Annotated in this window: 14 protein-coding genes; 7 read left to right on the top strand and 7 right to left on the bottom strand. The window is 74.5% G+C overall.

Annotated features, from left to right (window positions below; all coding sequences use genetic code 11):
- Positions 1-74 precede the first annotated feature (74 nt).
- Positions 75-860 carry an IclR family transcriptional regulator gene (locus ACZ7JA_RS31235; protein ID WP_351666370.1) on the bottom strand — a complete coding sequence of 262 codons (786 nt, stop codon included), beginning with the start codon at positions 858-860 and terminating at the stop codon, positions 75-77.
- A gap of 179 nt (positions 861-1,039) precedes the next feature.
- Between ACZ7JA_RS31235 and ACZ7JA_RS31230 the strand changes: the two genes are divergently transcribed.
- From ACZ7JA_RS31230 to ACZ7JA_RS31215, 4 genes are all read left to right on the top strand, one after another.
- Entirely contained in the window at positions 1,040-1,810 is a 771-nt protein-coding gene (locus ACZ7JA_RS31230; protein ID WP_470811707.1) for an SDR family oxidoreductase, read from the top strand.
- Between the two features lie 20 nt (positions 1,811-1,830).
- Positions 1,831-2,868: an L-idonate 5-dehydrogenase gene (locus ACZ7JA_RS31225; RefSeq protein WP_470811705.1), complete on the top strand. Its 1,038-nt coding sequence runs from the start codon at positions 1,831-1,833 to the stop codon at positions 2,866-2,868.
- Positions 2,869-3,220: 352 nt separating this feature from the next.
- A complete protein-coding gene (locus tag ACZ7JA_RS31220) occupies positions 3,221-3,682 on the top strand; it encodes a cyclic nucleotide-binding domain-containing protein (protein WP_393440893.1) in 462 nt (153 codons plus the stop codon).
- A 26-nt stretch (positions 3,683-3,708) separates the two neighbouring features.
- Positions 3,709-4,359 (top strand): CBS domain-containing protein, encoded by a 651-nt coding sequence (locus tag ACZ7JA_RS31215; RefSeq protein ID WP_351666366.1) that lies wholly within the window; start codon positions 3,709-3,711, stop codon positions 4,357-4,359.
- Positions 4,360-4,449: 90 nt separating this feature from the next.
- Here the strand turns inward: ACZ7JA_RS31215 and ACZ7JA_RS31210 are convergent, their stop codons facing one another.
- The 4 genes from ACZ7JA_RS31210 to ACZ7JA_RS31195 all read right to left on the bottom strand — a co-directional run bounded on the left by ACZ7JA_RS31210 (position 4,450) and on the right by ACZ7JA_RS31195 (position 7,902).
- Complete coding sequence (locus ACZ7JA_RS31210; protein WP_470811703.1) at positions 4,450-5,055, bottom strand: Rv1733c family protein; 606 nt, start codon at positions 5,053-5,055, stop codon at positions 4,450-4,452.
- Between the two features lie 42 nt (positions 5,056-5,097).
- The gene (locus ACZ7JA_RS31205) at positions 5,098-5,799 is read right to left on the bottom strand and encodes a CBS domain-containing protein (protein WP_470811701.1); all 702 of its coding nucleotides are present in this window, start codon (positions 5,797-5,799) and stop codon (positions 5,098-5,100) included.
- A gap of 291 nt (positions 5,800-6,090) precedes the next feature.
- Entirely contained in the window at positions 6,091-6,810 is a 720-nt protein-coding gene (locus ACZ7JA_RS31200) for a pyridoxamine 5'-phosphate oxidase family protein (protein WP_351666363.1), read from the bottom strand.
- 21 nt (positions 6,811-6,831) lie between these two features.
- Positions 6,832-7,902: a zinc-dependent alcohol dehydrogenase family protein gene (locus ACZ7JA_RS31195; RefSeq protein WP_470811698.1), complete on the bottom strand. Its 1,071-nt coding sequence runs from the start codon at positions 7,900-7,902 to the stop codon at positions 6,832-6,834.
- A 310-nt stretch (positions 7,903-8,212) separates the two neighbouring features.
- Between ACZ7JA_RS31195 and ACZ7JA_RS31190 the strand changes: the two genes are divergently transcribed.
- Complete coding sequence (locus tag ACZ7JA_RS31190) at positions 8,213-8,587, top strand: STAS domain-containing protein (protein WP_351666361.1); 375 nt, start codon at positions 8,213-8,215, stop codon at positions 8,585-8,587.
- Between the two features lie 35 nt (positions 8,588-8,622).
- Positions 8,623-9,306, top strand: coding sequence for a CBS domain-containing protein (locus ACZ7JA_RS31185; protein ID WP_351666360.1), 684 nt, complete (start codon positions 8,623-8,625; stop codon positions 9,304-9,306).
- A gap of 39 nt (positions 9,307-9,345) precedes the next feature.
- Here the strand turns inward: ACZ7JA_RS31185 and ACZ7JA_RS31180 are convergent, their stop codons facing one another.
- Positions 9,346-9,804, bottom strand: coding sequence for a universal stress protein (locus ACZ7JA_RS31180; protein ID WP_404028880.1), 459 nt, complete (start codon positions 9,802-9,804; stop codon positions 9,346-9,348).
- 104 nt (positions 9,805-9,908) lie between these two features.
- Positions 9,909-10,844, bottom strand: a complete 936-nt coding sequence (locus ACZ7JA_RS31175; RefSeq protein ID WP_351666358.1) for a LysR family transcriptional regulator — start codon at positions 10,842-10,844, stop codon at positions 9,909-9,911.
- A 98-nt stretch (positions 10,845-10,942) separates the two neighbouring features.
- Here ACZ7JA_RS31175 and mdlC point away from each other — a divergent pair, with 98 nt between their 5' ends.
- Positions 10,943-12,523 carry a benzoylformate decarboxylase gene (mdlC, locus tag ACZ7JA_RS31170; RefSeq protein ID WP_470811695.1) on the top strand — a complete coding sequence of 527 codons (1,581 nt, stop codon included), beginning with the start codon at positions 10,943-10,945 and terminating at the stop codon, positions 12,521-12,523.
- Positions 12,524-12,568 lie beyond the last annotated feature (45 nt).

Below are 12,568 nucleotides of genomic sequence, written 5' to 3'. Positions count from 1 at the left end.
AGACTGGAAATCCAACTCTGGACACGGAGGCTAACCCAGCGCCTCCGCCGCCGTCCAGAGCCGGATCGCCCGGCTCAGCGGGCGGGCAGTCGGACCCCCAGTTCCGCGGCGGCCGACCGCAGCACGGGAACCAGTGCCACCAGGTCGTCCAGTTCGCGCCGGAAGGCGGGGGCGGCGGTGGACAGGGCGCCGAAGAGGCTCCCGTCCGCGCGCAGGATCGGGACGGCCACGGCGCGCAGCCCGGCATGGTGCTCCTCGTCGACCGTCGCGTACCCGAGGTCGGCGGCGCGGGCCACCTCCGCGCGCAGGACGTCGCGGTCGGTGATGCTGTTCGGCCCGTGCGGCGTCAGCTCCACGCGGTCCAGCAGATCGGCGCGCACGTCGTCGGGGGCGAAGGCCATCAGCACCTTGCCCATCGAGGTGCAGTGCAGCGGCCCGTGCCGGCCCGGCTCGCTGCGCACGCCGACCGGCAGCGGCCCGTCGACGTAGTGCACGTACAGGTGCCGGGCGCCGTCGAGCACGGACATCAGGGTGGCTTCCTCGGTCTGCCGGGTCACGCGCTGCATCACGGGCAGGGCGGTGCCGGCGAATCCGTAGGCCTGTCCGGCCTGCTGGCCGAGCTGGAACAGCTTGAGGCCGGGCCTGTAGCGCTTGCCGTCGGGCTCGAACTCCACCAGGCCCTCACGGCGCAGCGTGCCGAGCAGCCGGTGCGCGGTGCTCACGGGGACACCGCTCTCCCGGGCCAGCGCGGACAGGGTGCTGCCGTGCGCGTGCTCGCCGACCAGGACGAGCAGCCGGATCGCCCGGCCCACGACGTCCGCCGGGGCGGCGGCGGGATCTCTGGAGTCACTGGAGGTCACGGGTGGCAGCGTACGCAGTTCTCCCGCGGTTTTCCATTGACCGGAAAGGCCTTTCATTCAGCGGTTGACAGCGAGTCACGGACATGACCACGATGCTTTCCGTTGAGCAGGCAGCCTTTCCACTGAATGGGAAGAACTGCAGTGCATCGCGGTCGAGGCCACCCTGGAGGACGACACAGATGAGCCACCCCCTTTTCGACGTGACCGGCAAGGTGGCCCTGGTCACCGGATCGAGTCGCGGCATCGGCAAGGCGCTCGCCCGGGGGCTGCTGGAGGCGGGCTGCACGGTGGTCCTCAACGGTCGCGACGCCGTGGCGCTGGAGTCGGCCCGCGCGGAGCTGGCGGCGGAGTTCGGGGAGGCGGTCGTCGCGGAGGCGTTCGACGTCACCGACTCCGCCGCGGTCACCGCCGCCGTCGCCCGGATCGAGGACCGGGTGGGGCCGATCGGCGTCCTGGTGAACAACACCGGGGCCCAGCGCCGCGCGCCCCTGCTCGACTTCACCGACGAGGACTGGCACGGCCTGCTGGACACCAACCTCACCAGCGCCTTCCTGGTCGGCCGCGAGGTCGCCCGGCGCATGGTGCCGCGCGGGCAGGGCAAGATCGTCAACATCTGCTCGCTGCAGAGCGAGGTGGTGCGCCCCGGCATCGCGCCCTACTCCGCCACCAAGGGCGGCCTGAAGATGCTGACCAAGGGCATGTGCGCCGACCTCGGGCCGCACGGCATCCAGGTCAACGGCATCGGCCCCGGCTACTTCGACACCGAGCTGACCTCCGCGCTGGTCGCCGACCAGGAGTTCAGCGCCTGGGTGCGCGGGCGTACCCCGGCCGGGCGCTGGGGCGACGTCGCGGACCTCGTCGGCGCCCTGCTCTTCCTGTCCTCCCCCGCCTCCGACTTCGTCAACGGGCAGCTGCTGTACGTCGACGGCGGCATGCTCTCCGTCCTGTGACCGTGAAGGAGCCCCTGACCATGCGAGCCTGTGTCGTCCACGGAGCCGGCGACCTGCGGATCGAGGAGCGGCCGTTCACCGGCCCCGGACCGGGTGAGATCGCGGTCGCCGTCGCCCTCGGCGGGATCTGCGGATCCGATCTGCACTACCACCACAGCGGCAGGGTGGGTGACTTCGCGCTGCGCGAGCCGATGGTGCTCGGGCACGAGGTGGTCGGCCATGTCGCCGACCTCGGGCCCGGCGCCGGCGTAGCGGACGGGCCGGCACCGGGCACTCCCGTCGCGATCCATCCCGCCACCCCCTGCGGCGCCTGCGAGGAGTGCGCGCGCGGCCGGCGCAACATCTGCGGCCATACCCGCTACCTGGGCAGCGCCGCCCACACCCCGCACGTGCAGGGCGGCTTCGCCCAGCTCGTCAGCGTGCCCGCCGACCAGGTCCGGCCGCTGCCGCCCGGCCTGAGCCTGCGCCGCGCGGTGCTCGCCGAGCCGCTGTCGGTGGCGCTGCACGCCGTGCGCCGGGCGGGCGAGGTCCGGGGCAGGCGGGTCCTGGTCACCGGCGCCGGTCCCATCGGCTGCCTGGTCGTGGCGGCGCTGCGGCACGCAGGGGCGGCCGAGATCGTCGTCAGCGATCTGCACGAGGAGCCGCTGCGGATCGCCGAGGCGATGGGCGCCACCGCCACGGTGCGCGCGGACCGGCCCGCCGATGCGGCCTGGTCCGGCGACTTCGACGTCGCCGTCGAGGCGTCCGGCGCGCCCGCGGGGCTGCGCACCTGCGTGAAGCGGGCGCGCCGCGGCGGCACGGTCGTACTGCTGGGCCTGCTGCCGCCGGGCGAGATCGGGCTGCTCGGCAACGTCACGGTGACGCGGGAGCTGGAGCTGCGCGGGGCGTTCCGCTTCGACACCGAGTTCGACGAGGCGCTGACGCTGCTGGCCGAGGGACTGCACGTGGAGCCCGCCGTCACCCATGTGTTCCCGCTGGAGCGGTCGGCCGCCGCCTTCGCCGCGGCCCGGGACCGCACCGTCGCCTCCAAGGTGCTGCTCGACCTGTCCGGGGAGTGACGAGGGGCTGGAGCGGCTGGGGGGCCGGAGGGAACGGCGGCGGGGCACTACTGGTGGACCGGCGCTTCCCGTGGTCTGCTGGAGGTAGCGGGAAGGACTCCTTGGAGACGCGGAGAAGCGGCTCACGGCCGTGCACCGCGCAATCAGGATCCACGAGAAGCGGATGGCGTCCTTCCCGCCGTCACGCCGTCCCCGTCGTACGTCCGTCCCGCCGTGCGTCCGTCCCGCCGCTCGCCCTTCCCGGCGTGCACGTCCGGGCCGAAGGGCCCCGGAGTCGGGCCCGAGCGGCCCGTGGTGCCAGGGGCCCGGGAGGCCCACGCTGGCAGCAGACGCCATGAAGGGAGCCGGTGCCATGACCTCCGCCACCACCACCTTGAACGCGGCTCTGCCCGCCGAGCACCGTGAAAGCCTGATGCGGGCCGCCCGCGAGGCCTCGTTCGAGAGCGGTACCCGCCTGTTCGAGGAAGGCAGGCGTGCCGACCGCTTCTGGATCGTGCGGACCGGCACCGTGGCCCTGGACCTGCGGGTGCCCGGCCGCCGTCCGGCCGTCATCGAGTCGCTCGGCCACGGCGACCTGGTCGGCTGGTCCTGGCACTACCCGCCGCACATCTGGCAGTTGGGCGCCGAGGCGCTGAGCCCGGTGCGGGCCTGGGAGTTCGACGCCGGGACCGTCCTGGAGATGTGCGCCGCGGACCCGGAGTTCGGCCGGGCGATCGCGGTCTGGGTCGGGCGGGTGGTCGCGCAGCGGCTGCACGCGTCCCGGATCCGGCTGCTCGACCTCTACGCCCCCTACGGCAGCGGCGGCCTGGTGTGAGCACCCGGCCCGGTGAGGAGGACACCATGGCAGGCAGCCCGTACCGGGTGAACGACGTGATGACGCGTGCCGTCGTCGCGGTCGGCCGCAAGGCCCCGTTCAAGGACATCGTCGAGCGCATGGAGCAGTGGAAGGTCAGTGCGCTGCCCGTGCTGGAGGGCGACGGCCGGGTGATCGGTGTGGTCTCCGAGGCCGATCTGCTGCCCAAGGAGGAGTTCCGCGACAGCGATCCGGACCGGCGCACCCAGCTCCGCCGGCTGCCCGACCTGGCCAAGGCCGGGGCGGTGACGGCGGACGAGGTGATGAGCACCCCGGCCGTCACCGTGCACGCCGACGCCACGCTCGCCGAGGCGGCACGGATCATGGCCATGCGGCGCGTCAAGCGGCTGCCGGTGGTGAACACCGAGGGGGTGCTCGAAGGCGTCGTCAGCCGCTCGGACCTGCTCAAGGTGTTCCTGCGCCCGGACGGCGACCTCGCCGACGAGATCCGGCGCGACGTCGTCGACGTCCTCTTCCCGGCCCCTGCCGAGCCCGTGCACATCACGGTCTCGGACGGCGTCGCCACCCTGACCGGCCGCGTCACGGACGCGGCCCGCATCCCGCTGGCGGTCGGCATGGTCCGCGCCGTCGAGGGCGTGGTCGGCGTGGACTGCCACCTCACATCCACCGACGACTGAGACGCCGACGACTGAGAGGCCGTGGGGTGGGCCGTGCGCCGCGGCGCACGGCCCGGATTCCGTGGGGTGGGCATCCTTGAAACCGCCCCCTCACCCCCGTCCGCCGCTGAGTTTGCGCCACTCGGGGCCGACCCGTTTCCACTCCTCGTCCCATTCGGTCAGGCGACGGCGTACGAGCCCGGCTCGGAGCAGGCGGCCGCCCGCCCAGATCGTCCCGGCGGCGAGGGGGCCGAAGAGGACGCCGGTCAGAGCCGCCTGGACGGCCGCCTCCGTCCTGCCCAGAGGCTTCGCCACCACTCGGTCGGCCCCGTCCGTCCAGACCGTGAGCCGGGTGCCCGTCAGGGCGTCCGGCAGCATCCTGGTCCGGGCCTGGTGCACCGAGCCGGCCGCGTCGGTCCACCGCACGGCGACCCACACCCGGCCGTCGTCGCGGGCGCTCGTCGCGGCCGGCGTCACCGGCGTGACGTCGGTGACCACGGCGGAGACCGGGTGCGCCCGGGCCCGGCGCGCGGCGAGGTCCGAGTCCACCGTCCGTGCCGTCACCAGGCCCGCCACCGCTCCGCCGACCAGGACGAGGAGCCAGACGCCGAGCACGATCCACGCCTCGACGACGTCGCTGTGCCTGCGCAGCGCGTTGCGCCGCCAACGCCACAGCCGGACGGCGGGCCTGTTCCTGCGGGACGTCTTCGCCGGCATCGGTGCTGGCCTCCTCTCGGCTCCGTCTGCCGTCGGCCGCCGTCAGGCGGGGGCCGTGCGGCGCGGCTCCGGGAGTTCCGGACCGGCGTGCGGGTGGCGGCGCGGGCCGGTCAGGGCGCAGTGCACGTCGACGACGCCCGGCACCGACCGTGTCAGCAGGACGGCGAGCGGCACGAGCACCGCGTCGTGGACGCGTCCGGTGAGGGTGACCACCCCCTCGCGCACCTCGACCCGCACCGGGGCGTCCGCGGTGCCGAACAGCCTCACCACGACCTCCCGGCCGACGTCCTCGGCGATGTCCTCGTCGGCGCGCAGGAACACCTTCAGGAGGTCGGAGCGGCTGACGACGCCCTGGAGGGTTCCGTCCTGGCCGACGACCGGCAGGCGCTTGACCCTGCGGCGGGCCATGACCCGCGCCGCGTGGGCGAGGGTGGCCTCGGGCGGCACGGTGACGGCCGGGTAGGTCATCAGCTCCGCCGCGGTCACCGCGTCCGCCTTGCGGAGGTCGGCGAGGTGCTGGACCTGCGCGTACCGGTCCGGGTCGCCCTCGCGGTACTCCTCCTTGGGCAGCAGGTCGGCCTCGGAGACCACGCCCACGACCCGGCCGTCGGCGTCCAGCACGGGGAGGGCGCTCACTCCCCAGTCCTGCATCGCCTGCACGATCTCCTTGAAGGCCGCGCCGGTGCGCAGGGCGACCACCGTGCGGGTCATCACGTCGTTCACGACGGTCGGAGTGCCGTTCATGGCGTCCTCCCGGAGACGGGGGTCCCTTCCTGGGACACCTTCAGCGTGCGGCCACGGGCCCGTCCGCGGGATGGGCCGAGTGGCCCGTTCCCGGGGCCGAAGCGGCCCGGGCCGCGGCGGGCCGCACGGGTCGAGGGACCTGTGGCCCCCCATGGGGGCCCATCGGCACTATGGACGGGGCGGGGCACGCACGAAAGTGGTGGCAGGAGCGGCACCGATCCCCCGCGGTGTCGCTCCGTCGTTCCCGCGCCGGGCGGACAGCCCGTGGCCCAGGCCGGGCGCCGGACCGCCTCACACGGTGATCCGGCGCCCGGTGATGGTGAAGGGGTCGATGCGCACCCACACGCTCCGGGGGCCGCCGGCCCAGGGCATGCTGTACGCCCGCTCCGCCAGCCTGAGCTGCTCGTGCCGGTCGGTGACCGCGCGGGCGGGCCCGCGCACCAGGACGCTCCAGCCCTCGCTGAACGCGTCGTCGATGCGGTCCACCTCGAACGCCACCTGGAGTCCCGCGGCCAGGGAGGGGGTGGCGCCGCGCGCGGTCCGGAAGACGATCGCGCCGTCCACGACGGTGTAGTTGACCGGCACGATCACCGGCCCCGAGGCCGTGGGCACGGCGAGCCGCCCCACTCCGTGCATGGCCAGCAGGGTGCGGCACTCGCTGGGCCGCAACTTGCTGAACTCCGGTGCGCGCCCGGCCCGTCCGGTGCCGGGCGGCAGGTCGGCATCGCCGCCGGTGAGTTCGGTGACGGTGGTCTCCAGCGCCTGGGCCAGGTTCATCAGGGCGCCCGTGCCCGGCGCGGCGCCGGGGTGCTCCTCCAGGTACCTGAGGTAGCTGGCCGCCATTCCGGCGCGGGCCGCCGCCTGCCGCCTGGTCAGGCCGAGTTGCAGTCGCCGGGCGGCCAGCCGCCGGCCGAGGTCGCCCAGCGCGGTACGGGTCTCCACCTCGGCGGGCGCGTCGGTCGCCGCCGCGGAGGGGTCGGCCACCGTCCTGGCCCTAGTCCTGCCGGTCATGGTCCCTCGCCTCCTTCTCGGTCAGGCCGCGGGCACGGCCAGTTCCGCGTGCTGCTCCCCGCCGAGCACCACCTTGAGCGCGCCGGTCTCGCCGGCCTGCGAGAAGATGTCGTAGGCCTCCTCCATCTGCTGCAACGGGAAGGTGTGGGTGACCAGTTGACCGGTCGGCAGCCGGCCCGCCGCGGCCATCCGCAGCAGTGTCGGGGTGGAGTAGGTGTCCACCAGACCGGTGGTGATGGTCACGTTCTTGATCCACAGGTCCTCGAGGTGCAGGGTCGCCGGCCGCCCGTGCACGCCGATGTTGGCGACACGCCCGCCGGGGCGGACCATGCGGGTGCACAGTTCGAAGCTCTCGGGGACGCCGACCGCCTCGACGACCACGTCCGCGCCCAGCCCGTCGGTCAGGTCGGCCACCAGTTGCAGGGGCGCCTCGTGCGCGTCGGCCACCGCGTCGGCGCCGAGCCGCCTGGCCGCCTCCAGCCGGGCCGGCGCCAGGTCGACGGCGATGATCCGCTCGGGCGAGAACAGGTGAGCCGTGATGATCGCCGCGAGCCCGATGGGGCCGGCGCCGACGACGGCCACGGTGTCACCCGGGCGCACCCGCCCGTTGAGGACGCCGACCTCGTAGGAGGTGGGGAAGATGTCCGCCAGCAGTACGGCGTCCTCGCTGCGGACGGCGCCGGGCAGCGGGTGCACGGACAGGTCGGCGTAGGGCACGCGGACGTACTCGGCCTGGGTGCCGTCGATCAGGTGGCCGAGGATCCAGCCCCCGCCGCCGCGGCACTGGCCGTAGGAGCCGTCCCGGCAGAAGCGGCACCGGCCGCAGGAGGTGATGCAGGAGATCAGCACGCGGTCGCCGGGGCGCACGGTGTTCACGTCGCTGCCGACCTCGACGACCTCGCCGACGGCCTCGTGGCCGAGCACCGTGCCGGGGCGCACCTCGGGCACGTCGCCCTTGAGGATGTGCAGGTCCGTCCCGCAGATGGTCACGGCGCCGACCCGCACGATCGCGTCGGTCGGCTCCTTGATCGCCGGGTCCGGGACGTCCTGCCAGGAGGCCTGCCCGGGACCGTGGAAGACGTAGCCCTTCATGACGCTCCTCACCTCTTCGGTCTGCCGCGGGACCAGGGCGTCCGGCGGACGCGCGGGCGCCGGCCGGACTCCGGCGGGGTGCCGGAAGTGCCCCACATGTTCAGCTTGTGCGGTGCCGGGGGTCCGCGCATGGGGCCGACCGGCCCTCGCCGCCGGCCGGAGGGCGCCCGTCCGGGCCCTTCGCTCCCGCCGCTGCCTGTTCTCCCCCGCACGCGGCGCGCCGCGTGCGGGGCCCGTGGGCCCCGGTCGGCCCCGGGATGGGGCCGACCGGCCCTTCCGCGCACACCCCCGCAGGCGCTTGTCTCGTTGCATGTCCGAGAACACGCTGCCCGGCCCGGCCCCCGCGGTCCGCGAGGCCGACGGCGCGACCGTCGTGGCCCTGAACGGGGAGATAGACCTGCTGGCGGTGGACGCGCTGGCGCGGCGGCTCGACACGCTCACCGCGGGCCCGCACCCGGACCTGGTGCTCGACCTGCGGCCGGCCACCTTCATCGACTGCGCCGGCCTGGGCGTCCTGTGCCGGACCCGGAACCGGACGCTGGCCCGCCGGGGCAGGCTGCGGCTGGTCGCCGACGACAGCACGGGCTTCCTGCGCATGCTGCGCCTCGCGGGCCTGGGCGGAGTCTTCGAGGTGCACACGCGACTGCCTGGGAACCCGGACCCCGGGCCCCGGCCCGCCGCCTGAAACTGCCGCCGAAGCCAAGTCCCCCTGGAGTCGCCATGTACGGCACCCCGCACATCGTCAGCGACGTCATGACGCACACGGTGGCCGCCGTCGGCCGCCGGGCGCCGTTCAAGGAGATCGTGGAGATGATGCAGGACTGGCGGGTCAGCGCCCTGCCGGTGATCGAGGGCGAGGGCCGGGTCGTCGGTGTGGTCTCCGAGGCCGACCTGCTGCCCACGGAGGAGCTGCGGGACGACCCCGCGGAGGAGTACACGCGGCTGCGCCGCCCCGCCGACCTGGCCAAGGCCGGCGCGCTCAGCGCGGGGGACCTGATGTCCTCGCCCGCCGTGACCGTACGGGCGGACGCGACCCTGGCCGAGGCCGCCCGGGTGATGGCCCGGTCCGCGGTGAAGCGGCTGCCGGTGGTCGACGAACTCGGGCTGCTGCAGGGCGTGGTGAGCCGCGCGGATCTGCTGAAGGTCTTCCTGCGCGGGGACGAGGACATCGCCGAGCAGGTCCGGCGCGAGATCGTGTCGTACCTCTTCCCGCCGCCGACCTCGTCGCTGCACGTGGTGGTCGAGGACGGAGTGGTGACGCTCGTCGGCAGGGTGCGCGACACCGCCCTGGTTCCCGTGGCCGCCCGCCTGGTCAGGGCTGTCGAGGGCGTGGTCGACGTACGGTTCGATCTGCCGCCGGAGGGCCATGGCGCGGTGGCCGGTCAGGGCGCCGCCACCGAGTGACCATGGGCGCCGCCACCGGGTGACCGTCCCGGGCCGGACCTACTTCGGCTCGGGCCTGGGCGGTTCGGGGCGCACCAGCACGACCGGGCAGGTCGCGTGCTGCGTCAGATGCAGGCCGACGGAGCCCAGCAGGGCCCGGGTGAAGCCGCCCCTGCCCCGGCTGCCGACGACCAGCGCCTCGGCGCCCTCGGCGGCCCGCAGCAGCACGTCGGCGGGGTTGCCGTGCACCACGTGGGTCCGCACCGAGCCGGCCGCGTCCGCGCCGAGCACGTCGGTGAGTTCCTGCCGCATCCGGTCCCGGGCCTCGTCCCGGTCGACGTCCATGTCCACCGCGGGCCCCGACCAGCCGTACAGGCCCGGCAGCTCCCACGCGGTGACGGCGTCCACCGTGGCGCCGACGAGTTCCGCGTAGCGCACGGCCCAGCGCAGCGCGGCGTACGAGGACGGCGAGCCGTCGACCCCGACCACGACCTTCGGCCCGGAGACATTGCTGTCCACGTGTCCCACCTCTCTCGCGGCACGAGCGCCCGCCTGGACGGTCCATCCCAGCCCCTCCCCTCCACGGTGCGCGCGGCAGCGCCGCACCGCCAGAAGAGCGCGCCCTACCGGATGGCGGTCGGCGGCAGTTGCGCCGGGCTGACCAGTTCGCCCAGGACCTCGGCCATGAAGTGGACCAGCCAGCGCTGCGAGGGGCTGCGGGACGCCTCGTGCCGGGCGTAGAGCGCGATCTCGATCGGCTCGGTGTCGAACGGCAGACGGACCAGCCGCAGGCGGTGCGAGGCGGTGAAGACCTCGCCGACGTACTCGGGGACGATGGCGATCAGGTCGGTCCGCTCCAGCAGGTACGGCAGCACCGAGAAGCGGGTGGCGTCCACGGCCACGCGGTCCAGCAGCCCGTGCGTGGCCAGCAGGGACCGCGGGACGACGTGCCCGCTGGGCCCGTACACCGACGCGTGGTGCTCGGCGGCGAGTTCGGCCAGGGTCACGCGGGCGCCGCGGACGCGGGGGTGGTCGGCGGCGACCATGCCGACGTAGCGCTCGTGGAAGAGCGGGATGCGCACGGTGCGGTGGGACGTCAGCACCGGTGTGGCGACGAAGGCGTCGAGCTCTCCGCTGCGGAGCTGGCTCTCGGCGTCGTCCACGTCCAGGGAGCGGACGGCGAAGGACACCCGGGGCGCGCGCTCGCGCGCCGCCGCCACCAGGCGCGGGAGCAGGGTGACCTCGCCCAGGTCGGAGAAGGAGACGGTGAAGCGGCCGCCCATGGTCGCGGGGTCGAAGTCGTCGGACTGGCGGATGGCCCCGTCGATGTCGGCGAGCGCGCGCTGCAGCGGCTCGTACAGGCGGCGGGCGCCGGCGGTCGGGGTGAGTCCGCGGCCGGTCCGGCGGAACAGGTCGTCGCCGAAGTGGCGGCGGAGTTTGCCCAGGCTGTAGCTGACGGTGGGCTGGGTGACGTGCAGGGTCTCGGCGGTCGCGGTGACGCTGCCGGTCTCGTAGAGCAGCACGAAGACCCGGGCGAGGTTGAGGTCGAAGCTGCTCATATCGACGGAGTCTATATCGGGGCCGGACAACATCTATTGGTGACCATGTCGTGGGCTCCCTAGCGTGTGCTGCGTCACTTCCGAAGGGAAAAGCACCCGTGCCATCCGTGCGTCATGTCTCCCATGAGTTCCTGCGCCGCCAGGGGCTCACCACCGTGTTCGGCAACCCCGGCTCCAACGAGCTGCCCTTCCTCGCCGACCTGCCGGACGGGTTCCGCTACGTCCTCGGTCTGCACGAGGGGGCCGTGGTGGGCATGGCCGACGGCTACGCCCAGGCGACCGGCCGTCCGGTACTGGTCAACCTGCACGCGGCGTCCGGCTCCGGCAACGCCATGGGCGCGCTGACGAACGCGGTGGCCTCGCGCACTCCCCTGGTGGTCGTGGCCGGCCAGCAGGTGCGGCCGGCCATCGGGCCGGAGGCCAACCTCGCCAACGTCGACGCCCCCGCGCTGATGCGGCCGCTGGTGGGCTGGGCCGCCGAACCGGCGTGCGCGCAGGACGTGCCGCGCGCGCTCGCCCAGGCGGTCTTCGAGGCCGGACTGCAGCGCCGGCCCACCTACCTCTCCGTGCCGTACGACGACTGGGCGGCCGACGCGGGCGAGAACTCCCCGGCCGTGCTGGACCGGCGGGTGGAGCGCGCGGGCGTGCCGGGCGCGGAGCAGGGACGCCGGCTGGCCGAGCGGGTCGCCGCCGCGCGGCGGCCCGCGCTGGTGCTGGGCGGGGACGTCGACTCGGCCGGGCTGTTCCACGACGCGGTGCGCCTCGCCGAGCGGCTGGGCGGTCCGGTGTGGGCGGCGCCGTCGCAGTTCCGGCTGCCCTTCCCCAACCGCCATCCGCTGTTCCGCGGTGTGCTGCCGGCCGGCATCGAGCCGGTGTCCCGCGCGTTCGAGGGCCACGACCTGGTGCTGGTGCTCGGCGCCCCGGTGTTCCGGTACCACGAGTACCTTCCCGGCCGGTACCTGCCCGAGGGCACCCGGCTGATCCAGGTGACCGAGGACGCCGCGGCGGCCGCGCGGGCGCCGATGGGCGAGGCGCTGGTGGCCGACCCGGCGGCGGTGATCGAGCTGCTGCTGAAGGAGCTGGACGCGCCCGCGGCGCCCACCGGCGAGTTCCGGCCCGCGCCCGCGCCGGCGTCCGCCGAGGCGCCGCTGCTGCACCCGGAGCAGGTCTTCGCCGCCCTGCGGGACGAGCAGCCCGGCGACACCGCCTACGTCGTGGAGTCGACCTCGACCAACGCCGCCTGGTGGCGCCAGATTGACCTGCGCGAGCCGGGCTCCTACTACTTCCCGGCGGCCGGCGGCCTCGGTTTCGGGCTGCCCGGCGCGGTCGGGGTCGCCATGGCCCAGCCCGGCCGGCCGGTCGTCGGTGTGATCGGGGACGGCTCGGCCAACTACGGCGTCACCGCCCTGTGGACCGCCGCGCGGCACCGGGTCCCCCTCACCGTGGTGCTGCTGCGCAACGGGACGTACGGGGCGCTGCGCTGGTTCAGCGGACTCCTCGGCGTGCCGGACGCGCCGGGCCTGGACATCCCGGGTCTGGACTTCACCCGTATCGCGGAGGGGTACGGGGTGCCCGCCCGGCACGTCGGCGGCGTGGACGAGCTGCGGGCCGTGCTGGCCGAGCGCCCGGACGGCCCCCGGCTGGTCCAGGTCGACACGGCGCTCACGACCCCTTCCTGACGCCCCCCCCGATCCCCCCTCTCCCCTGTGCCCTGTCAGACAACT

It is taken from the genome of Streptomyces sp. NPDC038135, assembly GCF_055601245.1.
The sequence above is the reverse complement of the archived record's forward strand: the minus strand, read 5'-3'. Positions and strand labels throughout refer to the sequence as shown.

Bases quoted from the DNA above. Each gene is read 5' to 3' on its own strand.
- ACZ7JA_RS31230 (WP_470811707.1), top strand. From the start codon at position 1,040: ATGAGCCACCCCCTTTTCGACGTGACCGGCAAGGTGGCCCTGGTCACC.
- ACZ7JA_RS31225 (WP_470811705.1), top strand. From the start codon at position 1,831: ATGCGAGCCTGTGTCGTCCACGGAGCCGGCGACCTGCGGATCGAGGAG.
- ACZ7JA_RS31220 (WP_393440893.1), top strand. From the start codon at position 3,221: ATGACCTCCGCCACCACCACCTTGAACGCGGCTCTGCCCGCCGAGCAC.
- ACZ7JA_RS31215 (WP_351666366.1), top strand. From the start codon at position 3,709: ATGGCAGGCAGCCCGTACCGGGTGAACGACGTGATGACGCGTGCCGTC.
- ACZ7JA_RS31210 (WP_470811703.1), bottom strand. From the start codon at position 5,055: ATGCCGGCGAAGACGTCCCGCAGGAACAGGCCCGCCGTCCGGCTGTGG.
- ACZ7JA_RS31205 (WP_470811701.1), bottom strand. From the start codon at position 5,799: ATGAACGGCACTCCGACCGTCGTGAACGACGTGATGACCCGCACGGTG.
- ACZ7JA_RS31200 (WP_351666363.1), bottom strand. From the start codon at position 6,810: ATGACCGGCAGGACTAGGGCCAGGACGGTGGCCGACCCCTCCGCGGCG.
- ACZ7JA_RS31195 (WP_470811698.1), bottom strand. From the start codon at position 7,902: ATGAAGGGCTACGTCTTCCACGGTCCCGGGCAGGCCTCCTGGCAGGAC.
- ACZ7JA_RS31190 (WP_351666361.1), top strand. From the start codon at position 8,213: ATGTCCGAGAACACGCTGCCCGGCCCGGCCCCCGCGGTCCGCGAGGCC.
- ACZ7JA_RS31185 (WP_351666360.1), top strand. From the start codon at position 8,623: ATGTACGGCACCCCGCACATCGTCAGCGACGTCATGACGCACACGGTG.
- ACZ7JA_RS31175 (WP_351666358.1), bottom strand. From the start codon at position 10,844: ATGAGCAGCTTCGACCTCAACCTCGCCCGGGTCTTCGTGCTGCTCTAC.